Below are 21,044 nucleotides of genomic sequence, written 5' to 3' on the forward strand. Positions count from 1 at the left end.
GATCTTAGTCGTGCCGGCCGGCTACCGGCTGAACGGTGAATCAAAGACAGTGACGGCACGGCACCGCCGGTGCCTTCAACCTGCTGGAGAAATCGCCATGTCACTGCCCGAGAAACTCGCCGCCTTCCGCGCCAACTTCGAAGCCGGCGGCCCGCCGTGGAACGCGCCCGCCTTCATCCACGAGCCCATGCACCGCGCCACCGACGAGCTGATCGCCTCGGGCGCCGCCGACCGCGCGCTGCGCGCCGGCGATCGCGCCCCGGTCTTCACGCTGCACGACGCCGACGGCCGCGCCTGGTCGTCGCAGGAACTGCTGGCCCAGGGCCCGCTGGTGCTGACCTTCTACCGCGGCGTCTGGTGCCCTTACTGCAACCTGGACCTGCAGGCGCTGCAGGAAGCGCTCCCGGGCCTGCAGGCGCTCGGCGCGCAACTGGTGGCGGTGTCGCCGCAGACGCCCTCGAACAGCCGCAAGTCGGCGCGCGACAACCGGCTCGCCTTCCCGATCCTGTCGGACACCGGCAATGCCGTGGCCGCCGCCTTCGGCCTGCGCTTCGCGCTTCCGGGCTACCTGCAGGACCTCTACCGCGACGTGTTCAGGAACGACCTCGCGGTGGTCAACGGCGAGCCGAGCTGGACCCTGCCGATGCCCGCGCGCTACGTGATCGCGCGCGACGGCACCATCGCCTATGCCGAGGTCAACCCCGACTACACGCAGCGGCCCGATCCCTCGGAGCTGCTGCCGGTGCTCGAGCGGCTGCGCGCGACGGCCGGTGCATGAGCCTGGGCCTGGGTCTCCGCGTCGCCGCTCACCGAGGCGATCAGCCGGTCGAGCGTGCTGCCCAGCCGCGCGAGCTCGTCGGCGCCCACGCCCGCGAACAGCGCGGCCTCGCGTTCGCGGCCCAGTTCGCTCACAGTTGCGTGCAACGCCTTGCCCGCGGCCGTGAGGTGCAGCCGGCTCCTGCGCTGGTCGGTCGGATCCTCGCGGCACTGCACGCGCCGATGACGTTTCAGGCCGGCCAGCGCGCGACTCACCGCCATCTTGTCGAGGCCGGTCTGGTCGGCCACCTGCGAGGCGGTGAGCCCGGGCTGCGCGCCCAGCACCGCCATCGTGCGCCACTCGTTGAGCGTGAGCTGGTGCTCGCGGCCCACGCGTTCGTGGAAGGGCCGCGCCGTGAGGTTGACCACGCGCACCAGCTTGAAGAACAGCGGGTCCATGGGTGCGCGGGGCGCGTGTCAGCCCGCCAGCTTCTTCGCCGCCGCGACGATGGCGTCGACGCCCACGCGCGACTGCGCCTCGAGCACCGGCGCATAGCCGACCGGAATGCGCGGCGCGCCGAGCCGCGCGATGCGGCAGCCCGTGGCCTCGGCCGCGCTGGCCGCGATCTCGGCGCCGAAGCCCGCGGCCTGCACCGCCTCGTGCGCCACCAGCAGCCGGCCGGTGCGCGCGCACGATTCGAACACCGTCTCGCGATCCCAGGGCCACAGCGTGCGCAGGTCGATCAGGTCGACCGCGATGCCCTCGGCCGCGAGCCGCTCGCAGGCCTCGGCGCAGACCTGCGCCTGCCGGCTCCAGCTCACGAGCGTGAGCGCATCGCCCTGGCGCATGCGCGCCGCCTTGCCCAGCGGCACCGTCAGCGTCTCGTCGACCGGGCCGCGCGCGCCCCACAGCGTCTTGTGCTCGATGTAGACCACCGGGTCGCCGCACTGCAGCGCCGCGCGCAGCAGCGAATGGTTGTCCTGCGGCGTCGACGGGCTCACGACCACCACGCCCGGCAGGTGCGCGAACCAGGCTTCGAGCGACTGCGAATGCTGCGCCGCCGAGGCGTCCCAGATGCCGCCCGGCATGCGCGCCACCAGCGGCACGCGGCCCTGGCCGCCGAACATGAAGCGGTTCTTGGCGGCCTGGTTCACCAGTTCGTCCATGCCGCACAGCGCGAAGTCGACCACGCGCATCTCGACCACCGGCCGCAGGCCCGCGAGCGCCATGCCCACGCCCGCGCCCATGATCGCGGCCTCGCTGATCGGCGTGTCGATCACGCGCCGCTCGCCGAAGCGCTGCTGCAGCCCCTTGTACTGGCCGAAGATGCCGCCGCGGCCCACGTCCTCGCCGAGCACGACCACGCGCGCGTCGGCTTCCATCTCGCGCGCGATGGCGCGCACGGCGGCTTCGGCATAGCTGAGTTCTTCCACGGTGTTCGCTGCGTTCAGTGCCATTGCCCGGCTCCCGTGGTCTGCACGTCGGTGAAGGCGGCGCCGGCCTCGGGCCAGGGCGCCGCGTCGGCGGTGGCCAGGGCGGCCTCGACCTCGGCCGTGGCCGCGTTCTCGATCGCATCGAGCGCCGCCGCCTCGAGCCCGGCTTCCAGCAGCCGGCCACGCGCGCGCGCCAGCGGATCGGTCTCGAGCGCCGCCGCCAGCTCGGCCGGATCGCGGTAGGCCGCGAGGTCGACCGACACGTGGCCCTTCACGCGGTAGGTCAGCGCATGCAGCAATCGCGGTCCGCCGCCGCCGCGCACCTCGGCCACCAGCCGCGCCGCGGCCGCGTGCACCGCGAACACGTCGTTGCCGTCGACCTGCGTGGCCGCGATGCCCAGCGCTTCGGCGCGCGCCGAGGCGCCTTCGCCCGCGGTCATCGGGCCGCTCGCGGTGGTCGCGCTCCAGCGGTTGTCCTCGCAGACGAACAGCACCGGCAGCTCGTACACGCGGGCCCAGTTCAGCGCCTCGAGGAAGGGGCCGCGGTTGATCGCGCCGTCGCCGAAGAAGCAGACCGTGAGGGCGTCGCCCTGGCCCAGCACCTTCTGCGCATGCGCCGCGCCCACCGCGATCGGCAGCCCGGCCGCCACCACGCCGTTGGCACCCAGCATGCCGACCGAGAAATCGGCGATGTGCATCGAGCCGCCCTTGCCGCCGTTGAAGCCCGTGGCCTTGCCGAACAGCTCGCACATCATGCGCGCGAGGTCGGCGCCCTTGGCCAGCGTGTGGCCGTGGCCGCGATGCGTGGAGGTGAGGTAGTCGCTCGCGCGCAGGTGCGCGCAGACGCCGGCCGGCACCGCCTCCTGCCCGGTCGACAGGTGCAGCGGCCCGCGCACCTTGGCCGCGCCGCCGGCCTGCTGCCCATAGGCGCTCACGCCGCCCTGGCTGGCCGTCTCGGCCGCGTTCTCGAACGCGCGGATGCGCACCATGGTGCGGTACAGCGCCTCGGCGGCGCCGCTGGGGATGTCCAGGTCCATCTTGTCTCCGACGCCTGTGGAATGGGCGTTTGCGAAAAAATCGTATCAAGCGTGACGGACTGGGGGCAGGGGGCTTTCCCCGGGGCCGGCGCTCAGCGCTTGCGCTTCTTCCGGTCGTCGAAGGCCCCGATGAAGCGCAGCCCGTTGTAGAGCCGCCCCGGCTGCTCCTCGGTGAAGGTGCAGTTCACCCAGTAGTACAGCGCGTTGGCGCTGTCGATGCCGAGCTCGTGGCAGCGCGCGGCGATCGCGGCCACGGCCTCGTTGGTGGAGACGTCGACCTCCTCGGCCAGGTCCTCGACCGGCACCGCCGCGCCGCCCGCGGCGAGATAGGCGACGAACACGTCCGAGTCGATGAAGTCGCAGCCGAAGTCCGCATGTGCGGGGCAGCCCGAGCCCGCGGTCTCCATGCCTTCGGTGTACTGGTTGAAGTCCTCGAGCGACTGGCGGGTGGTGCCCATCCAGACGGAGACGATGCCGGGGGTTCTGCTGTCGATCATGGAGTGGCCTCGATGCGGTGGCGGGCTAGCACTTGCCGATGGAGGATTTTCCTCCGCGGGTGTACTTGTTCGCGAAGTTGCGGATGCGCGCGAGCGCGCCGGCCTTGGAGGTGGCGCCGGCGAGCTTGGCGAAGAGGATCTTGTGCGCGAGCGAACTGGCGCGGCCCGACTGGCCCTCGGGCAGCGCGGCGCCGGTGGAGTGCGGGCCCGAGAGGGTCTCGCCCGGATTGCGCGGATCGGGCACGTTCTGGAACCAGACCTCGCGCGTGGGCGTGGTGAGCTTCTTGAGTTCCTGCGCCGAGAAGCCCAGCTCCTTGGCCTTGTCGGCCATCGACACCGGGAACCACTCGTGCGCGCCGCCGCCGTTGCGCAGCGCGGTGTGGATCGCGTCGCGCGAGGCGGGGTTGGCCATAGCCACGCGCACGTCCGCCACGCTGGCGTTGTCGAACCAGGTGTCGAAGCTCGCCGGCTGCCCCGGCCCGCCCCACAGGCCGCCGGCCCAGCCCGGCGGATCGATCCAGCCGTAGGGGTTGGGCGCGTAGCTGCCGAGGTTGATGCCGCCGCTCAGCCCGATCGGGTCGGGACCGATGAAGCGGCCGATGTCGGGGTCGTAGAAGCGGAAGGTGTTGTAGTGCAGGCCGGTGTCGCGGTCGAGGTACTGGCCCTGCAGCCGCAGGTTCTGCTCGAGCGGCGGGGACGCCGGCGCGCCGGACACGGCGGGCCGCCCGTCCAGCGCCACCGTCTCCCATTGCTCCGAGACCGTCGCGCCCCAGGTCCGGTAGCTGGCGCGCCAGCACAGCCGGCCCTCGCTGTCGCTCAGTTCCTCGGGCAGGCCCGAGGGCGCGGTGTGGAAGTAGCGAAGCTCGCTGGCCTCGCGCCCGGCCGTGTCCTGCCCGGCGTCGAGCCGCGCCAGCGGCACGTGGGAGCCGGGCTCGTAGACATAGCTGGTCGCGTGGCCGCCGCGCCGCTCCTCGAGCAGCCGCAGCCCTTCCCACACGAAGCGGGTGCTGCCGAAGGCTTCGTGGCGCGCCACGCGGCGGCCGAGAGCGTCGTAGTCGAAGCGCGTGTGTTGCGTCACGGCCTGCGGCGTGCCGGGCCGGCGCGTGGTGCGCACCGCGAGCAGGCGGTGCTCCTCGTCCCACTCGAAGCGCTGCTCGGTGTGGCGGCCCGCGCGCTTGCGCACGAGGCGGCCGTGGCCGTCGTAGTCGTAGCGCTTGTCCTCGAACACGCGCACGAGGTTGTCGCGCACGTAGCCCGGGCCCCGGGCGCCGGCCATCGCGCTGTCGAGCAGGTTGCCGGCGGGGTCGTAGGCGAAGCGTTCCTCGTTCGCGGCCGCGCCCGATGCCGCGCGCGGCACGCGCCGCGTGGCCTCGATGCGGCCGGTGGCGTCGTAGCCGTGTTCCGTGCGGCCCTGCAGCGAATGGCGCGCATGGCGCAGTTCGCCGGCGAGGTCGTAGCCGTATTCCTTCATCAGCCCGTCGAGGACCCGGGCGCGCGCGGTGCCCACGCTGTCCATCGCCTCGCGCCAGCCGGCGTCGCGCGGCGTGAAGGCCTCGCCCAGCGATGCCGCGCGGCACCACGACGCCACGCGGCGCCCCAGCGGATCCCAGGCGAAGCGCGTGGCCAGCCGGCCCTGCGTGCGCGCCACCTCGCGGTGCAGGTCGTCGCGCTCGATGTCGCTGACCAGCGCGTGCTCCGCGGGCGCGTCGCCGTGCCGCTGCCAAAGGTTGACCTGGTGCAGGTGGCCCGAGCCGTAGTGCAGGTAGTTCAGCGCGCGCTGGACGCCGCCGTCGCCCAGCGCCGGCAGCAGCGTGCGCGTGCGGTTGCCCAGTGCGTCGTGCTCGTGGCGCAGCGCATGGCGCTCGCCGGTGGTCTCGTCGATGGCGGTCTCGGCCGCGAGGTTGCCGAGGCGGTCGTACTCGAAGGCGACGCGATGCAGCGCGCGCGGCTCGCCGCCGGCCTCCGCGAGCGCGAGCTTGCAGGCCTCCACCAGCTGGTCGAGCGCGTCGTAGCGGTAGCGGTAGCGATGGCGCGCGGTGCGCTTCTCCACCAGCCGGCCCGCGGCATCGCGGACGAACTCGGTGCGCAGCGGCTGCGTGCGCGTGCCGCCATCCGCGCCCCCGTCGAGCGCGAGGTCCTCGTCGCCGATGCCCGGGTAGTGCACGACCGCCGACGGCCAGCCATTGACGTCGTACTCGATGCACACGCGCGTGCCGCCCGCGCGATGCTCCTCCACCACGCGGTCGGCCTCGTCGTGCGCGAAACGGAAGTGCATGCCGTTCTCGTTGACCAGCGCATGCAGCCGATGGCCGCCGTCGTAGTGCAGCTCGATGCGCCGGCCCTGCGCGTCCTGCTGCAGCGTGGGCTGGCCGCGCGCGTTCAGCACCAGCTGCGTGCCGCGGCTCAGCGGATCGACGGCGCCGACCAGGCGGCCGGCCGCGTCGTAGCGATAGGCATGGTGCGAGCCGTCGGGCTGCGACATCGAGAGCAGCCGCCCCATCGCGTCGTGGACGAAGCGCGTGGACTGCCCGGCGGCGTCGGTCACCGACTGCGGGAAGCCCCAGGCGTCGTAGGCGAAGCGGGTGGTCTTGCCCGAGCAGTCGGTGCGCGCCACGACCTGCGCACGCCGGTTCCAGCGCAGGCGGCTGGTGCCGCCGAGGGCATCGGTCACCGCCTCGAGCAGGCCGAAGCGGTCGTAGGCGTAGCGGGTTTCCTGCCCCGCGGGATCGATGAGCACCGTGTGGTTGCCGCGGTCGTCGTACTCGAAGAGATAGCTGCGGCCGTCGGGCAGCGTGATCTTGCGCGGCTCGAACCAGCGGTCGTCCCAGAGCGTGCGCGTGCTGCGGCCCAGCGGATCGGTCTCGGCCACCGGCATGCCATGGGCGTTGTACGCGAAGCGCAGCTCGCCGCCGCCCGGGTTGCGCACGCTGCGCAGCTTCCGGTCCGCGTCCCATTGCAGGGTCCATGCGTGGCCCAGCGGATCGACGTAGCGCGTGAGGTTGTAGCCGGCATCCCAGCACCAGCTCGAGCGCCGGCCGAGCTGGTCGGTCGCGACGGTGGTGCCCGCCGCGTCCGGGCCCGAAGCCTCGGCATAGGCGATGTCCCAGTGCTCGCCGTCCCCGGTCCAGTGGCGCAGCACGCGGCGGTCGCCCTCGGGCCCGGTGGCCGCGCCCGCCGGTTCCCATTCGTAGCCGCAGGAGAAGCCGCCGGCCGATTCCTGCCATGTCATCAGGCCGTCGGTGTAGGCGAAGCGCCGCAGCGGCCGGTCCTCGCGCGAGATCACCGTCGCCAGCTGCGCGTTGGCGTCGTAGCCGTAGCGCACCAGCAGGCCCGGTATCTCGTCCTCCGCGCCCTTGGCGAGGTGGATGGCCTGCACGCGCCGCGAGTCGCCCGCGTAGTCGAAGCGCAGCAGCCGGCCGATGCTGTCGGCCATCTCGGCGAGGCGCCGCGCCGCGTCGTGGCGGCAGGCGATCCAGTTGCCGTTGCGGTCGCGCAGGCGCCGAAGCGGCAGCGTCTCGGCGACCTCGGGCGCCGCCGGCGCGCCGAACTGGTAGAGCAGGCCCTCGAGCGTGGTCACTTCGTAGTGGCCGCCGGGCGTGCAGCCGATCGAGAACATCTCGGCCACGTTGAAGAGGCCGTGGCCGGGCTGCAGGGCCGGCATCTCGACCTCGCGGCCCGCCTCGTCGGTGTAGACCAGCGCGCGCGGCCCCGCGCCGGGCTGCACGCGCAGGCTCACCCCATGGGGCGCGACGCTCCAGCCGGTGCCGAACGGCCCGTCGGCGCGGCGGTCGTGGCTGCTGTAGCGCCGCTTCCAGACGATCGGCAGCGGCCCCGGCAGCACGAAGTCGGTGTCGGCCTCGCCGGTCAGGATCTTGCCGCCCGTCGCGGGATGCACGGGATAGCCGATCAGCGAGCGGAAGCCGCGCCCCAGCCGGTCGGCCGCCATGTTGGCGAGCATGCCCATGCCCAGGCAGCCGAGGCGCGCGCCGAAGCTGCCGCGGCCCATGGCCAGGCCGATGCCGATCTCCAGCGCGGTCTCCCACCATTCCTTGTCGTCGGCGATCTCCATGTAGGCGGTCTTCGCGCCGCCGATGAACACGTTGGCGCTGCCCTCGACGATCGCGGCCGAGCACTGCAGCTTGTCGCCCTTGCGCGCGGCCGGGAAGGTGTTGATCCACACCGAGTCCGATCCTTCGGCGATCGGGATCGGGCCCGAGTGCCTCGAGCAGGCGCCCGAGTCCGCGATCGCGCGCGCGGCCGCCTTGCCGTTGACCTGCACGTCGGGCGAGCCCATGCGGCTGATGGCGCCGGTGACCGTGGGCGAGCCGATGTCCTCGGTCAGCTCCTTGATCTTCTTTTCCTTGTAGTCGCTCCAGCCGGTCGCGCCGCCGACGAAGCCGGCGATCAGCCCGCCCGCGAAGATCGCGCCGCACCAGCCGACCGGCGTGGACATGAGCGCGGCCACGCCCACGATCGCCGCGCCCACGAGCACCGCCTCGGCCATGCCCGCGGCCACGCGCAACCCCACGCGCGCGAGCCGGGCCCACACGGAGACATGGCCGATGGCGTCGTCGATGCGCGCGGCTTCGGGCATGGCGCGGCTCGCGCTGCGGGGCCTACCGGCGCAGCGCCACGCTCGCCACCATCTGCCGCCACAGCTGCAGCTGCGGTGCGTCGAAGGGCGCGGCGGCGCTGGCGGTGAAGGTCAGCAGCGTCTTGCGGTCGGACAACGGGAAGATGCCCTGGCACTGGTAGGAGAAGCTGCCGCGCTGGCGGTACCTGAACTCGATGCGCAGTCCCTGCACGCCCTGCTCGGGCGGGCCCAGGAAGATCGCTTCGCGCGCGGTCTCCTCGAACTTCGTGACCTGGCGCGCGAGGTTGCCGAGCTGGCGCTGCACGAAGGCCTCGGGCGACTCGCCGGGCTCGAGCTCGTCCTGGCTGATGATGAAGGTGAAGCCGGCGCCCGCGGGCACCAGCACGTGCATCGTGCGGTCGTTGTAGTGGTCGGGGACCTCGACGGTGCCGCGTTGGAAGTGATAGTGCATTCGGCTTTCCGGCGGGCGCGCCTCAGCAGTTGAGAAGGATCTTGTTGCGGCCCGTCTGGTCCAGCGTGTCGGAGAACTCGAAGACGCCGGTCTTGCCCTTGATCCGGATGGTCCCGTCGGCCAGCAGCACGATCGACGATTCGCCGCAGAGCAGCGAGATGCTGGTCTTGCCGAGCACGAAGACGTCCTGCTCGGCCGCATTCACGATCACCGACTTCCTGCCGAACAGGTTCGCGTTCTCGCTCGTCGAGGCCAGCGTGGCATCGTTCTTCGACAGCAGGTTCATCGCGCCCTCGCTGGCGCGCGAGACGATGTCGCCGGCCGACACCACGTTGACCTGGCCGCCGGTGCTGACCTGCGTCACCATGCCGGTCTTGGCGAGCTGCGTGAGTTGCGCGCCGCTGGTCAGCGTCATGGCCGACTGCGCGCGGATCGACACGCTGCGGCCCGAGCTCACGACGATGGGCTTGGGGCTGATCATGGTCTGGCCCTCGGGGCTCACGATCGACACCACCGGCTTGTCGATCTTGCGCGACAGGCCCAGCATCTGCTGCGCCTCGTCCATCGAGGGGTCCGCATCGTCCGACACGCCGCCCTCGGGCGATCCCGCGGCCGCGAGCGCCGCCACCGCCTGCGAGGTGCCGCCGGCCGACTGCACGCCCTGCACCAGGCCCACGAGCTGCTGGTTCTTGCCGCGCGCCAGCGCGCCGACCAGCGACTTCGTGGCGGCCATCGCCTGGCCCGCCTCCTGCATCAGGGCCTGGCTCTGGGCCAGTGTGGCGCCGAGCTGCTCGTGGCCGTCGGGGTTGTCGCGCGAGATCTTCTGCGTGAAGTCTTGCGTGTAGGTGGTCAAGAGCAGGCCCTTGTCGGCGCGGATCGAACCCCACTCGTTGGTGCGCAACTCGAAGCCGTAGCTGCGCTGCACCTCCGAGCCCTGGTTCATCAGGTAGCCCATGTGCAGGTGGGTGGCGCCATGGTCGGTCGAGAGCTCGATGTGCTCGCTGCCGCGCTTGTCCTCGAAGCGCAGCATGTGCTTGCCGCCACCGCCCTTGCTCCAGTGCGTCTGGATGCCCGACTGCGTCTTGTGGCGCGGCAGCTCCCAGGCCGGCATCTGCGCGGCGTTGTAGACGCAGCCGGTCACGATCGGATGGTCGGGATCGCCGTTGAGGAAGTCGACGATCACCTCCTGCCCGATGCGCGGGATCTGCATGCTGCCGTAGCCGCCGCCGGCCCAGGTCTGCGAGACGCGGATCCAGCACGAGGCGTTCTCGTCGCGCTGGCCGTAGCGGTCCCAGTGGAACTGCACCTTGATGCGGCCGTACTCGTCGGTGTAAATCTCCTCGCCCGCCGGGCCCACCACCACCGCGGTCTGCGGGCCGGTGGTGCGCGGGCGCGGTGTGAGGCGCGGCACGCGATACGGCGCGCTGTCGGGCACCACCGCGAAGGCCTGGCGGTAGCTGGTGCTGCTGGTCGATTCGCCGTAGGCGGCGCCGGCGGCGGCCACGCGCAGCGCGTTCTCCTGGAAGTCGTGGCTCGCGGCCTCGATCAGGTAGCGGCGGTTGTCCTCGGCGTTCGGATGGCGCGCGAGGTCGAACAGGTAGCCGGGCGCGATGTGGCGCAGGTTGCCTTCGGCCTCGATCGATTCGCGCCGGCCGATCTGCTGTTCGAGCCGCAGCCGCGCGTAGTTCTCGCCGTCGCCGAGTTCGGTGTAGCCGCCGGGCCAGTCGTAGCGCTCGTAGCTGTCGTGGTCATGGCCCGCGGGCTGGCGGCGCAGCGTGTCGATCTCGGCTTGGGGCTTCCTGAAGTCGTAGTCGTCGGCCGCGAAATGGCCCGAGGCGATGTCCTCGGCGTGGTGCCAGCTGTCGATGAAGTCCTGCTCGAGGATCTGCGCCGCGAGCACGCCCGCGTGGTAGGGCACCTTCACCGGGCCGGCGGGCAGCGGCGCATGCGAGCCCGGTCCGTCGCACAGCACGAGCTGATGGCTGCCTTTTGCATGCGCGAAGAAGTAGTAGATGCCCTCGGACTCCATGAGCCGGCTCACGAAGTCGAAGTCGGTCTCGCCGTACTGCACGCAGTAGTCCCAGTTGCGGTAGCTGCCCGAGAGCTTGGGCTCGATCGCGAAGCCATAGGGCGCGAGCACCTCCTGCACGATCTCGGGCACGGTCTTGAACTGGAAGATCTTGAAGTCCGAGCGCCGCGTCGCGTACCAGAGCCAGGGGCGCAGCACGGCTTCGTAGACATGCATGTCGCCGTCGTCCTTGCCCACGCGCGCGAAGCGCGTGACCTGGCCGCTGATGAAGCGCCGGCCCGCGCCGCCGAGCTCGGTCGCGAGGTCGATCTCGATCGTCATGTCCTTGCCGAGCACGCTCCGGGCGGCGATGCCGGGCGTGTCGGCGACCAGGCGCACGCGCGATTCGAACAGCGTGGAGATCCGCTCCTGTCCCGTCATCGAGCGAAACTTCACGCGCTCGCCCAGCGGACTGTGGGCGATGAAGCTGCGGTTCATTCCTTCTGGTCTCCCCGTGACCTGATGGCCGTCGATCGCTGGAGCGCAAGACGGTGTGGCCCCAGGTGCTGCGATGACCTTATGAAGCTTTCATGGCCGGGATATGACACGCGGCGCGCGGCGGGCGATCCGGTCGCGCGAGGAGTACGAAAGCTCGCAGCGGCCGCGCGCGCTACGGCATCTGGACCGTCGCCAGGTGCGCGCGCACGCCGTGCCTGAAGGTGTAGAGCGCCAGTTGCGGATGCAGCAGGTCGCCCTTCGCATCGAAGGAGATCCTGCCCGTGAGCCCGGCGTAGTCGCGCGTGCGTGCCAGGAAGGGCAGGTAGGTCTCGGGGTTCGCGGAATCGGCGCGGCGCATCGCATCCGCGAGCAGTTTCACCGCGTCGTAGGAATACAGCGAGACCAGCTCCGGGTCCATGTCGAAGCGCTGGCGGTAGGCCTTCCGGAAGTCGCGCAGCCGGCCTTCGCGGTCGTCCTCGATCTCGCCCGAGGCCGCGCAGAACACCTGGTCGTCGCGCGCCGCGCCGCCGGCCAGGCGCAGCAGCTCGTTGTCGCAGATGCCGTCGCCGCCGAGCATGCCGGCACCGAGCCCGAGCTGCTTCATCTGGCGCAGCATCGGGCCGGCCATCGCGTACATGCCGCCGACGAAGATCGCATCGGGTTGCTGTGCCTTGATCGCGGTGAGGATGGCCGAGAAGTCGCTGCTCCTGTCGCTCGCATGTTCGCGGCCGACGATGGTGCCGCCCGCACGCACGGCGGCCTTGGCGAACTCCTCGGCGATGCCGTGGCCGTAGGAGCTGCGGTCGTCGACGATCGCGAAGCGCTTCATGCGCAGCCGCTGCACCGCATGGGTGGCGATCGCGTCGCCGATGCTGGCGTCGCCCGCGACGATGCGGAAGGTGGTCTTGAAGCCCTGCTCGGTGTACCTGGGTGCCGTGACCGAAGGCGAGACCTGCGGAATGCCGGCTTCGCTGTAGAGCCGCGAGGCGGGAATGGCCGAGCCCGAGGTCTGGTGGCCGACCACGCCGTGGACCCTGGCGTCCACCAGCTTCTGCGCGGCCGCGGTGCCCTGCTTCGGATCGCCCGCATCGTCCTCGGCCATCAGCTCGAAGCGCGCGCGTTGCCCGCCGATGCGCAACTGCTGGCGATTGAGTTCGTCCACGGCCAGTTGCCCGCCCTTCTGATTGGCCTTGCCCGAGACGGCCAGCGCGCCGCTCATGGGCGCGACCAGGCCGATGCGGATGATCTGTTCCTGCGCGAGCGCGCCGAAGGCGAGACCGGCCAGCGCGCTCGCCAGCACGCGCCTCGCCATGCGCGACGAAGAAGGCTTCATGGGGTCTCCCGCGCCGCGAACCAATGGGCCGCGAACTCGCGCACCACCTGCACCAGCTTCTGTTCGCCCTTGCTGGCCAGCCGCACGAGCGCGACCGGGATCGACAGCTCGAGCTGCGACTCGACCGTGATGCGCCGCAATCGGCCCGCGGCGATCTGCTCGCCGGCGGCCGCGAGCGCGCCGAAGAAGATCGCGTCGGAGCGCGCGGTCGCGGCGATCAGGGGCTCGAGTTCCTCCGACTCCACGGTGGTCGAGTGGCGCACGTCGTCGCTCAGGCCGTAGTGCTCCTTCGTCAGCGTCGCCACCTCGTCCGACACGTCGGTGCTGAGGATCGGGTACTGCAGCAGGTCCTGCATCGTGACCGCCGCGCGCGCGGCCAGCGGATGGCCGACGCGGCAGATGGCACCGCCCGCGAGGCCGCCCATGCGCTCGACCACGAGCTCGTCGGACAGCACCAGCGAGCGCGCGTCGATCAGGACGGCGTCGATCGAGCGGTCGCGCAGGGCACCCATGAGGAAGCGCGCCGTGCCGCGGCGCACCAGCAGCTTCACGCGCGGATGCGCCTCGAGCACGTGGGCGATGAAGTCCGCGCTCATGCAGGCGCCGGGTCCGGCGCCGAAGCCCACGCGCAGCGTGCCCTCGAGCACGGCCTCGTCCCTCACGCCGATCGAGAGGTTGTCGACGTCGACCAGCAGCCGCCGCGCGCGCTCGACCACCAGCGAGCCCGCGGCGGTGGTGGTGCAGCGCCGCCCGAGCCGCTCGATCAGCGGCACGCCGATCTCGGCCTCGAGCGACTGGATGCTCTTGCTCAGCGCCGATTGCGTGAGATGCAGGTTGGCGGCCGCGCGGCTGAAGGAGCCGGTCATCGCCAATTCGATCAGGTGCGCCAGCTTTCTTGTCTCCATGAGGATCCGGAATAGGTAAATCGAAAATCTTTCGTTAGACGCTGGCAGGACCGGGCACTACAGTCCGCCCCCGGGAGTGCGCACCCCCCAAAAAAGCCTGGCGAGCATGCCAGAGATTCACAACTTGAGGAGACTCACAGTGCCCTTCACGCACGCCACGTCGCGCCGCGCATTTCATTCCCTGATCCTGTTCGCCACCATCGGTATTTCCGCTTGCGGCGGTGGCGGATCGGGCACCGCCTTCGCCCCCGTCGTTCCCGCCGCGCCACCGGCGCCTCCGGCCGAGAGCACCACGCTCAACGCGGGCGCGGTGGCATCGCCCGACCAGTTCGGCGCGGCCGCCGCCAAGCAGATCCTCGACGCGGGCGGCAATGCCGTCGATGCCGGCGTCGCCACGGCCTTCGCGCTCGCCGTCACACTGCCCGAGGCGGGCAACCTCGGCGGCGGCGGCTTCATGACGACCTGGATGAACGGCAAGCCCTATTTCCTCGACTTCCGCGAGAAGGCACCGGGCGCGGCCACGCCCACCATGTACCTCGACAAGAACGGCGACGTGATCCCGGGCCTGAGCCTCGACGGCTCGCTGGCCGCGGGCGTGCCGGGCTCGGTCGCGGGCATGTGGACCGCGCACCAGCGCTTCGGCAAGCTCAGCTGGGCGCAGGTGCTGGCACCGGCCATCGCCTATGCGCGCAACGGCTTCGTCGCGTACTCGACGGCCGAGCTGACCACCGTCAACAGCCGCTCGAACTTCAACAAGTACTTCGGCGGCAAGATGATCAAGGGCCAGCTGTTCAAGCAGGCCGAGCTGGCCGACACGCTGCAGCGCATCAGCGACAACGGCGGCAGCGAGTTCTACACCGGCAAGACGGCCGACCTGCTGGTGGCCGAGATGGGACGCACCGGCGGCCTGATCAGCAAGAACGACCTGAAGAACTACCAGGCGGTGTGGCGCGATCCCGTGGCCATCGACTGGAACGGCCACACGGTCTACACCGCGCCGCCGCCGAGTTCGGGCGGCTTCGGCATCGGGCAACTGCTCAAGATGAAGAAGGACCTCGAGCCGCAGTTCGCCAAGGCGCCGCTCAACTCGGCGCAGTACGTGCACCTGACGGCGGAGATGGAGAAGCGCGTGTTCGCGGACCGCGCGCAGTACCTCGGCGACTCGGACTTCTACCAGGTGCCGATGCTGAAGCTGCTGGCCGACGACTACCTCAAGGGCCGCGCGGCCGAGGTCAACCCCGCCACGCCGACGCCGCTGGCCAAGGTGAAGCCGGGCCTCGGCACCGACCCCGTGCCGCCGGTCAGCACCGGCGAGAAGCCGCAGACCACGCACTTCTCGGTGGTCGACAAGTGGGGCAACGCACTCGCCATCACCTACACGCTCAACGGCGGCTTCGGCAGCGGCATCGTGGTCGAGGGCGCGGGCTTCCTGCTCAACAACGAGATGGACGACTTCTCCGCCAAGCCCGGCGTGCCGAACCAGTTCGGCGTGGTCGGCGGCGATGTCAACTCGATCCAGCCCAACAAGCGCCCGCTGTCGTCGATGAGCCCGACCATCGCGGTGAAGGACGGCAAGCTCGCGCTGGTGCTCGGCACGCCAGGCGGCTCGCGCATCTTCACGGCGGTCTACCAGGTGCTGGTCAACGTGCTCGACTACAAGCTGCCGCTCGACCAGGCGCAGGCGCAACCGCGCTTCCACCACCAGCTCCTGCCCGACAACGTCATCTACTACGAGGCCGAGCGCTTCCCCGCGGCCACGGCCGACAACCTGCGCGCGCGCGGCTGGACCATGCAGGACGGATTGGCCGGCGGCCAGAACATCCAGGCGATCCAGGTCGTGGGCAATGCGCCGGTGCCGGTGTCCGACCCGCGCAATCCCGACGGCCTCGCGCTCGTGATCGCGCCGAAGCCCTGAGGCCCTGACGTGAAAAAGGCGGTGAAGGCGTTGCCGCCTCCACCGCCTTCACCGCCCTGCGCATGGCGAACGCCGGTGGCGTCAGACCACCGTGCCGCTGACCTCGCCGAGCCCGATGCGCACCGCGCCCGCGCGCTCGCACCAGCCGCGCATCACCAGCGTGTCGCCGTTCTCGAGGAAGGTGCGCTTCTCTCCGTTGGGCAAGGTCACCGCCTGCTTGCCGCCGAGCGTGAGCTCCATCAGCGAACCGGCCTGGTCGGGCTTCGGGCCCGAGAGCGTGCCCGAGCCCAGCAGGTCGCCGGGCTGCAGGTTGCAGCCGTTCACCGTGTGGTGCGTCACGAGCTGCGCCGCGGTCCAGTAGGCGGCCTCGGTGGTGTTGCCGAGCGTGAGGCGCACCGGCGCCTCGCCGGCCTCGCGCATCTTCGCGGTCTGCAGCAGCACTTCGAGCGTGATGTCGAGCGCGCCGGCTGCGCGGTTCGACGGCGCGTCGAGATAGGGCAGCGGCTGCGGATCGCCCTCGGGCCGCTCGAACTTCGCGCGGAAGGGCGCGAGCGCTTCCATGGTCACGATCCACGGCGACAGCGTGCTCGCGAAGTTCTTCGCGAGGAAGGGGCCGAGCGGCTGGTACTCCCAGGCCTGCAGATCGCGCGCCGACCAGTCGTTGAGCAGGGTCACGCCGAACAGGTGCTCCTCGGCCTCGCCGATGGCGATCGGCTCGCCGAGCGCATTGCCGCGGCCGACCAGGAAGCCGAGCTCGAGTTCGTAGTCCAGGCGCTTCGACGGACCGAAGCTGGGCTCGGCGGCATCGGGTGCCTTGGTCTGGCCCTGCGGGCGCTTGAAGACCTGGCCGCTCACGCCGATCGACGAGGCGCGGCCGTGGTAGCCGATCGGCACCCACTTGTAGTTGGGCATCAGCGGCTGGTCGGGACGGAACAGCTTGCCGATGGTGGTCGCGTGGTGGATGCCGGTGTAGAAGTCGGTGTAGTCGCCGATGCGGCAGGGCACGGTCATCTCGGCCTGCGCCTGCGCGACGAGCGCCTTCGACCAGGCGGCCTGCTTGTCGCTGCCTTCGGCGAGGCCGGCCGAGAGCGCGGCGCGCAGCGCCTGGCGCTCCTGGGTGCCGGCGGCCATCAGCGCGTTCATGTCGTCGCTGTCGACCAGGCCCGCGGCGCGCAGGTCGAGCACCTGGTCGCCGATGGCGACGCCGATGCGGAAGGCCTCGGTGCTGCCGGCGGCGCGGAAGCGGCCGAAGGGCAGGTTCTGGATCGGGAAGTCGCTGCCGGCTTCATTGGCCGAGGCGACCCAGCTGCGCAGTTTCGGGTCGTGGGTGGCGTTCAGTGCGGTGGTCATGGATGTGTCTTTCGTTGCGGTGTTCGGTTCACTCGGCCGTCATGCCGGCCTTCTTCGCCACCTCGCCGAGCCGCTGGTACTCGGTCTGCGTGAGCGTGGCCAGTTCCTGCGCGCTCGAGCCGCGCGGCGAGAAGCCGGCCTGCGCCAGCTTGGCTTTCACGTCGGGCTGCGCGAGCGCCTCCACGAAGGCCTCGTTGAGCGCCTTCACGATCGGCGCCGGCAGGTTGGCCGGGCCGTAGACGCCGAACCAGGGCTCGAGCGCATAGCCCTTGAGGCCGGCCTCGGCGATGGTCGGCACCTCGGGCAGCGAGGGCGAGCGCGTGGGCCCGGCCACGGCCAGCGCGCGCAGCTTGCCGGCCTGGATGTGCGGCAGCGAGGCCGGAAGGTTGTCGAACATCAGGCCGATGTTGTTGCCCAGCATGTCGGTGATGGCCGGGCCGCTGCCCTTGTAGGCCACGTGCGTCAGCTCGGTACCGGTCATCTGCGCGAACATCACGCCGGCCAGGTTCATCGAGGTGCCCGCGCCCGCGGTGGCGTAGGGCATGCCCGGAGTCTTCTTCGCGGCCGCGATCAGGTCGGCCACCGACTTGATCGGCGAGGCCGCCGGCACTTCGAGCACGATGGTCGAGGTGCCCAGCAGGCTGATGGCCGTGAAGTCCTTGCGCGGGTCGAAGGCCATCGACTTGTAGATGTGCGGGTTCAGCGCGTTGGTCGAGATGGCGCCGAAGCCGATGGTGTAGCCGTCGGGCGCGGCCTTGGCCACGGCGTCCATGCCGATGTTGCCGCCCGCGCCGCCGCGGTTGTCGATCAGCACCGGCTGGCCCAGCTTCTCCGACACCTTCTGGCCCACGGTGCGCGCCACCAGGTCGGTGGTGCCGCCCGGGGTGTAGGGCACGATGAAGCGGATCGGCTTGGCGGGGAAGTCCGCGGCCTGCGAGAACAGGGGCGCGGCGAACAGCGCGAGGACGGCCGCGCGGCGCGTCAGTGCGAAGACGGGGTTCATGGCTTGAACTGGTCCTTGAGGCCGGCCCAGCAGTCGGCGTAGTCGGTGTCGAGCGCCTTGCTCTGCAGCGCGAAGTTCGTCGGGATGAAACGGTAGCGGCTCTCGAACATGAAGGCCAGCGTGTTGTCGAGCTTGTGCGGCTTGAGGTCGGCGTGGGTGGCCTTGTCGAAGGCTTCCTCGTCGGGGCCGTGCGGCACCATGCTGTTGTGCAGGCTCGCGCCGCCGGGCTTGAAGCCGCCGGGCTTGGCGTCGTACTCGCCGAGCACCAGGCCCATGAACTCGCTCATCAGGTTGCGGTGGAACCACGGCGGACGGAAGGTGTTCTCCATCACCATCCAGCGCGGCGGGAAGATCACGAAGTCGCAGTTGGCGGTGCCGGGCGTGTCGCTCGGCGAAGTCAGCACGGTGAAGATCGAGGGATCGGGATGGTCGAAGCTGATCGAGCCGATCACCATGAAGTGCGCGGTGTCGTACTTCACGGGCGCGAGGTTGCCGTGCCAGGCGACCACGTTGAAGGGCGTCTGCTTCATCGGCGCGTGCCAGAAGCGGCCGCCGAACTTCTTGACGATCTCGTAGCCGCCTTCTTCCGTTTCGAAGGCCGCCACCGGCGCCTGGAAGTCGCGCGCGTTGGCCAGCCCGTTCGAGCCGATCGGGCCGAGCTCGGGCAGGCGGAAGTGCGCGCCGTAGTTCTCGCAGACGTAGCCGCGCGAGAGGCCGTCGGGCAGCGCCACCTTGAAGGCCATGCCGCGCGGCAGCAGCGCGATCTCGCCGGGCTTCACCTCGAGCACGCCGAGCTCGGTTGTGATGACCAGCCGGCCCTGCTGCGGCACCACCAGCATCTCGCCGTCGGCGTTGACGAAGGCGCGCTTGTCCATCGAGCGGCCCGCCAGGTACATCAGCGAGCCGATGCCGACCTGCGACTCGGCATCGCCGTTGGCCGCGATGGTGTGCATGCCGTCGACGAAGTCATGTTCCCCCGCGCCGTCCAGCGGCTGCGGATGCCAGCGCAGCGGCTCGGGCGGCAGCGCGATCTCGCGGTCGGCGCCGGTGGTCCAGTGCGCCTGCGCATAGGGCTGGTAGCGGCCCGACACCACCGAGGGCTGGCGGCGGTAGAGCCAGGTGCGGCGGTTCTCGTGGCGCGGCGCGGTGAAGGCGGTGCCCGAGAGCAGCTCGGTGTAGAGGTCGAAGGGCCCGCGCTGCGGGTTGTTGCGGCCCTGCGGCAGCGCGCCGGGCACGGCCTCGGACGCGTATTCGTTGCCGAAGCCGCTCTGGTAGCGGCGCTCGGTGGCGGGAGTTGCGGCGGTCATGGTGTCCTCACTGGGTGGTGTTCATTTCGCGGCCGCGAGCGCTTCGCGCAGCACGGGCAGCGAGCCGATGTGGTTGGCCAGCAGCAGCACGAGGCGCGCGTTGTACGCATGGCTTTCCTCGGTGCTCAGGCCCTGGTGCGCCTCGATCAGCGCTTCGTAGAAATCGTCGGGCGCCTCGAGGTGCGCGTCGGTGATCAGCGTGGGGGTGGATGCGGTCATGGCAATGTCTCGCTGCGTGTGGTCTCAGGCCTTGCCGAGCGCGCGGTCGAAGGCCGCGCGGATCTGCGCGGACGATGGCGCGCGCCAGCGCGCGCTCACATGCTGGTCGGGGCGCAGCAGGTAGACGGTGCCGGGCCGCGCATCGTAGCGCCGCACGGCCAGTTCGCTCGCTTCGCCCGCGGGCACGCGCACGGTGCGCAGCGGCAGCGCCGCGGCCTCGATGGCGCGCAGGCTCCGCGCGACCGCCGCGTCGTCGGCATCGCCGAACACCAGCGCCGTGAAGCCGTGCGCGCGGCCGAGCTCGCGCAGCAGCCAGCCGCTGCCGCCATCGGCGAGCGCCACCGGCGCGTCGGCCGCGGCCGCGCCCGGCACCATCGCGCCCGCGAAGCCGTCGCCTTCCACGTCGGGCGTGTTGAGCGGCGAGCCGCGCAGCACCGAGGGCACCGACAGCCGGCCGCTGTTGACCAGCGTGCGCGCGAAGGCGTGCCGCCGCGTCAGCGCCAGCACCGCGTCGCGGAACAGCCGGCTGACCTCGCTCTTGGGCGTGATGAAGTCGGTGGCGCGCGTGGAGTTGCGGATGTTCTCATCGGCCGCGTACTCTCGTTCGCCGGCATAGCTGTCGAGCAGCGCGTCGGGGGCCTCGCCGCGCACCACGGCGGCCAGTTTCCAGGCCAGGTTGTCGGCGTCCTGCACGCCCGAGTTGGCGCCGCGCGCGCCGAACGGCGACACGCCGTGCGCCGAGTCGCCCGCGAACAGCACGCGGCCGTGGCGGAAGCTGTCCATGCGCTGGCAGGCGAAGGTGTAGACGCTGGCCCAGCCGATCTCGAACTGCACGCCCGCGTGGCCGATGCTGTCGAGCAGCGCGCGCACGCGCGGCACGATGCGCTCGGGCTTGCGCTCCTCCACCGGGTCGGCCTCCCAGCCGAGCTGGAAGTCGATGCGCCACATGCCGTCGGCCTGCTTGTGCAGCAGCACGCTCTGGCCCGGATGGAAGGGCGGGTCGAACCAGAAGCGGCGCTCGGTCGGCAGCTGCGCGTCCATCGTGATGTCGGCGATCAGGAAGCGGTCGCGGAACACGCGGCCCTTCGATTCCTGGCCCAGCAGCTGGCGCAGGTTCGAGCGCGAGCCGTCGCAGGCGCTCACGTAGTCGGCGGCCAGCCGGTACTCGCCCTCGGGCGTTTCCACGGTCAGCGTCGCGCCCTCGGCGTCCTGCGCGATGCCGGTGACCTTGTTGTTCCAGCGGATGTCGATCAGCGGCAGCTGCGCCGCGCGCTCGGCCAGGTAGCCCTCGACGTAGTACTGCTGCAGGTTGATGAAGGCCGGGCGCTCGTGGCCGGGCTCGGGCAGCAGGTCGAAGCGGTAGACCTGCTCGTCGTGGAAGTAGACCTTGCCGATGTTCCACGACACGCCCTTGTCGACCATGCGGTCGCCGCAGCCCAGCCGGTCGAAGACCTCGAGCGTGCGCTTGGCGAAGCAGATCGCGCGCGATCCGGTCGACAGGGTGTTGTCGTTGTCGAGCAGCACCACCGGCACCTGGCGCAGCGCGAGGTCGATGGCCAGCGCCAGGCCCACGGGGCCGGCGCCGACCACCACCACCGGGTGGCGCGCGGGCGGGGCCGCGTCCTGGTCGGGGTGGCGGCGGTAGTCGAAGCGCAGGCTCTGGTAGTCGACCTGCGCGGCTTCGGTGGCGAGTGCGTTCACGTCCGTTGTCTCCGTCTCTTCTGTCCTGCCGCTCCC

Annotated in this window: 16 protein-coding genes; 2 read left to right on the plus strand and 14 right to left on the minus strand. The window is 71.0% G+C overall.

The features are described 5' to 3' along the window. The first annotated feature begins 97 nt into the window (after positions 1–97). On the plus strand, positions 98–778 hold the full coding sequence (locus ACEN9J_RS22345) for a peroxiredoxin-like family protein (RefSeq protein ID WP_413762079.1): 681 nt from the start codon (positions 98–100) through the stop codon (positions 776–778). Here the strand turns inward: ACEN9J_RS22345 and ACEN9J_RS22350 are convergent. The 9 genes from ACEN9J_RS22350 to ACEN9J_RS22390 form a co-directional block, all read right to left on the minus strand. Then, positions 706–1,215: a MarR family winged helix-turn-helix transcriptional regulator gene (locus ACEN9J_RS22350; RefSeq protein ID WP_413762080.1), complete on the minus strand. Its 510-nt coding sequence runs from the start codon at positions 1,213–1,215 to the stop codon at positions 706–708. The genes ACEN9J_RS22345 and ACEN9J_RS22350 overlap by 73 nt on opposite strands. Positions 1,216–1,233: 18 nt before the next feature. Further along, a complete protein-coding gene (locus tag ACEN9J_RS22355; protein ID WP_413762081.1) occupies positions 1,234–2,214 on the minus strand; it encodes an alpha-ketoacid dehydrogenase subunit beta in 981 nt (326 codons plus the stop codon). Beyond that, entirely contained in the window at positions 2,205–3,227 is a 1,023-nt protein-coding gene (locus ACEN9J_RS22360) for a thiamine pyrophosphate-dependent dehydrogenase E1 component subunit alpha (protein ID WP_395349720.1), read from the minus strand. Before ACEN9J_RS22360 ends, ACEN9J_RS22355 begins: the two co-directional genes overlap by 10 nt. A 92-nt stretch (positions 3,228–3,319) precedes the next feature. Further along, positions 3,320–3,724, minus strand: coding sequence for an immunity 22 family protein (locus ACEN9J_RS22365; RefSeq protein ID WP_261213083.1), 405 nt, complete (start codon positions 3,722–3,724; stop codon positions 3,320–3,322). 25 nt (positions 3,725–3,749) lie between these two features. Beyond that, complete coding sequence (locus ACEN9J_RS22370) at positions 3,750–8,318, minus strand: RHS repeat-associated core domain-containing protein (RefSeq protein WP_413762082.1); 4,569 nt, start codon at positions 8,316–8,318, stop codon at positions 3,750–3,752. Between the two features lie 22 nt (positions 8,319–8,340). Further along, positions 8,341–8,769 (minus strand): DcrB-related protein, encoded by a 429-nt coding sequence (locus tag ACEN9J_RS22375; protein ID WP_057593172.1) that lies wholly within the window; start codon positions 8,767–8,769, stop codon positions 8,341–8,343. A 22-nt stretch (positions 8,770–8,791) separates the two neighbouring features. Continuing rightward, on the minus strand, positions 8,792–11,275 hold the full coding sequence (locus ACEN9J_RS22380) for a type VI secretion system Vgr family protein (protein WP_413762083.1): 2,484 nt from the start codon (positions 11,273–11,275) through the stop codon (positions 8,792–8,794). A gap of 172 nt (positions 11,276–11,447) precedes the next feature. Continuing rightward, positions 11,448–12,608 carry a branched-chain amino acid ABC transporter substrate-binding protein gene (locus ACEN9J_RS22385; RefSeq protein ID WP_413762084.1) on the minus strand — a complete coding sequence of 387 codons (1,161 nt, stop codon included), beginning with the start codon at positions 12,606–12,608 and terminating at the stop codon, positions 11,448–11,450. After that, positions 12,605–13,513 (minus strand): LysR family transcriptional regulator, encoded by a 909-nt coding sequence (locus ACEN9J_RS22390; protein ID WP_261210117.1) that lies wholly within the window; start codon positions 13,511–13,513, stop codon positions 12,605–12,607. Before ACEN9J_RS22390 ends, ACEN9J_RS22385 begins: the two co-directional genes overlap by 4 nt. Before the next feature lie 106 nt (positions 13,514–13,619). Here ACEN9J_RS22390 and ggt point away from each other — a divergent pair, with 106 nt between their 5' ends. After that, positions 13,620–15,428, plus strand: coding sequence for a gamma-glutamyltransferase (ggt, locus tag ACEN9J_RS22395; protein WP_413762085.1), 1,809 nt, complete (start codon positions 13,620–13,622; stop codon positions 15,426–15,428). 81 nt (positions 15,429–15,509) lie between these two features. On the opposite strand, the gene fahA is transcribed toward ggt, so the two are convergent. From fahA to ACEN9J_RS22420, 5 genes are read right to left on the minus strand one after another with little or no spacing between them, the layout of a single operon-like run. Then, on the minus strand, positions 15,510–16,778 hold the full coding sequence (fahA, locus tag ACEN9J_RS22400; protein WP_413762086.1) for a fumarylacetoacetase: 1,269 nt from the start codon (positions 16,776–16,778) through the stop codon (positions 15,510–15,512). Between the two features lie 28 nt (positions 16,779–16,806). Further along, positions 16,807–17,781 (minus strand): Bug family tripartite tricarboxylate transporter substrate binding protein, encoded by a 975-nt coding sequence (locus ACEN9J_RS22405; protein WP_413762087.1) that lies wholly within the window; start codon positions 17,779–17,781, stop codon positions 16,807–16,809. Continuing rightward, positions 17,778–19,088, minus strand: a complete 1,311-nt coding sequence (gene hmgA / locus ACEN9J_RS22410; RefSeq protein ID WP_413762088.1) for a homogentisate 1,2-dioxygenase — start codon at positions 19,086–19,088, stop codon at positions 17,778–17,780. The genes ACEN9J_RS22405 and hmgA overlap by 4 nt, the downstream gene beginning before the upstream one ends. 21 nt (positions 19,089–19,109) lie before the next feature. Continuing rightward, a complete protein-coding gene (locus ACEN9J_RS22415; protein WP_057593179.1) occupies positions 19,110–19,307 on the minus strand; it encodes a DUF2783 domain-containing protein in 198 nt (65 codons plus the stop codon). Positions 19,308–19,331: 24 nt separating this feature from the next. Next, entirely contained in the window at positions 19,332–21,008 is a 1,677-nt protein-coding gene (locus tag ACEN9J_RS22420) for an FAD-dependent oxidoreductase (RefSeq protein WP_413762089.1), read from the minus strand. Positions 21,009–21,044 lie beyond the last annotated feature (36 nt).

Source organism: Variovorax sp. Varisp41, from assembly GCF_047325085.1.
Lineage (GTDB): Bacteria > Pseudomonadota > Gammaproteobacteria > Burkholderiales > Burkholderiaceae_C > Variovorax.

Coding starts and splice junctions, on each gene's coding strand:
- ggt (WP_413762085.1), top strand. CDS start 13,620: ATGCCAGAGATTCACAACTTGAGGAGACTCACAGTGCCCTTCACGCAC.
- ACEN9J_RS22360 (WP_395349720.1), bottom strand. CDS start 3,227: ATGGACCTGGACATCCCCAGCGGCGCCGCCGAGGCGCTGTACCGCACC.
- ACEN9J_RS22365 (WP_261213083.1), bottom strand. CDS start 3,724: ATGATCGACAGCAGAACCCCCGGCATCGTCTCCGTCTGGATGGGCACC.
- ACEN9J_RS22375 (WP_057593172.1), bottom strand. CDS start 8,769: ATGCACTATCACTTCCAACGCGGCACCGTCGAGGTCCCCGACCACTAC.
- ACEN9J_RS22380 (WP_413762083.1), bottom strand. CDS start 11,275: ATGAACCGCAGCTTCATCGCCCACAGTCCGCTGGGCGAGCGCGTGAAG.
- ACEN9J_RS22390 (WP_261210117.1), bottom strand. CDS start 13,513: ATGGAGACAAGAAAGCTGGCGCACCTGATCGAATTGGCGATGACCGGC.
- ACEN9J_RS22355 (WP_413762081.1), bottom strand. CDS start 2,214: ATGGCACTGAACGCAGCGAACACCGTGGAAGAACTCAGCTATGCCGAA.
- ACEN9J_RS22370 (WP_413762082.1), bottom strand. CDS start 8,318: ATGCCCGAAGCCGCGCGCATCGACGACGCCATCGGCCATGTCTCCGTG.
- ACEN9J_RS22345 (WP_413762079.1), top strand. CDS start 98: ATGTCACTGCCCGAGAAACTCGCCGCCTTCCGCGCCAACTTCGAAGCC.
- ACEN9J_RS22350 (WP_413762080.1), bottom strand. CDS start 1,215: ATGGACCCGCTGTTCTTCAAGCTGGTGCGCGTGGTCAACCTCACGGCG.
- ACEN9J_RS22415 (WP_057593179.1), bottom strand. CDS start 19,307: ATGACCGCATCCACCCCCACGCTGATCACCGACGCGCACCTCGAGGCG.
- ACEN9J_RS22385 (WP_413762084.1), bottom strand. CDS start 12,608: ATGAAGCCTTCTTCGTCGCGCATGGCGAGGCGCGTGCTGGCGAGCGCG.
- ACEN9J_RS22405 (WP_413762087.1), bottom strand. CDS start 17,781: ATGAACCCCGTCTTCGCACTGACGCGCCGCGCGGCCGTCCTCGCGCTG.
- fahA (WP_413762086.1), bottom strand. CDS start 16,778: ATGACCACCGCACTGAACGCCACCCACGACCCGAAACTGCGCAGCTGG.
- hmgA (WP_413762088.1), bottom strand. CDS start 19,088: ATGACCGCCGCAACTCCCGCCACCGAGCGCCGCTACCAGAGCGGCTTC.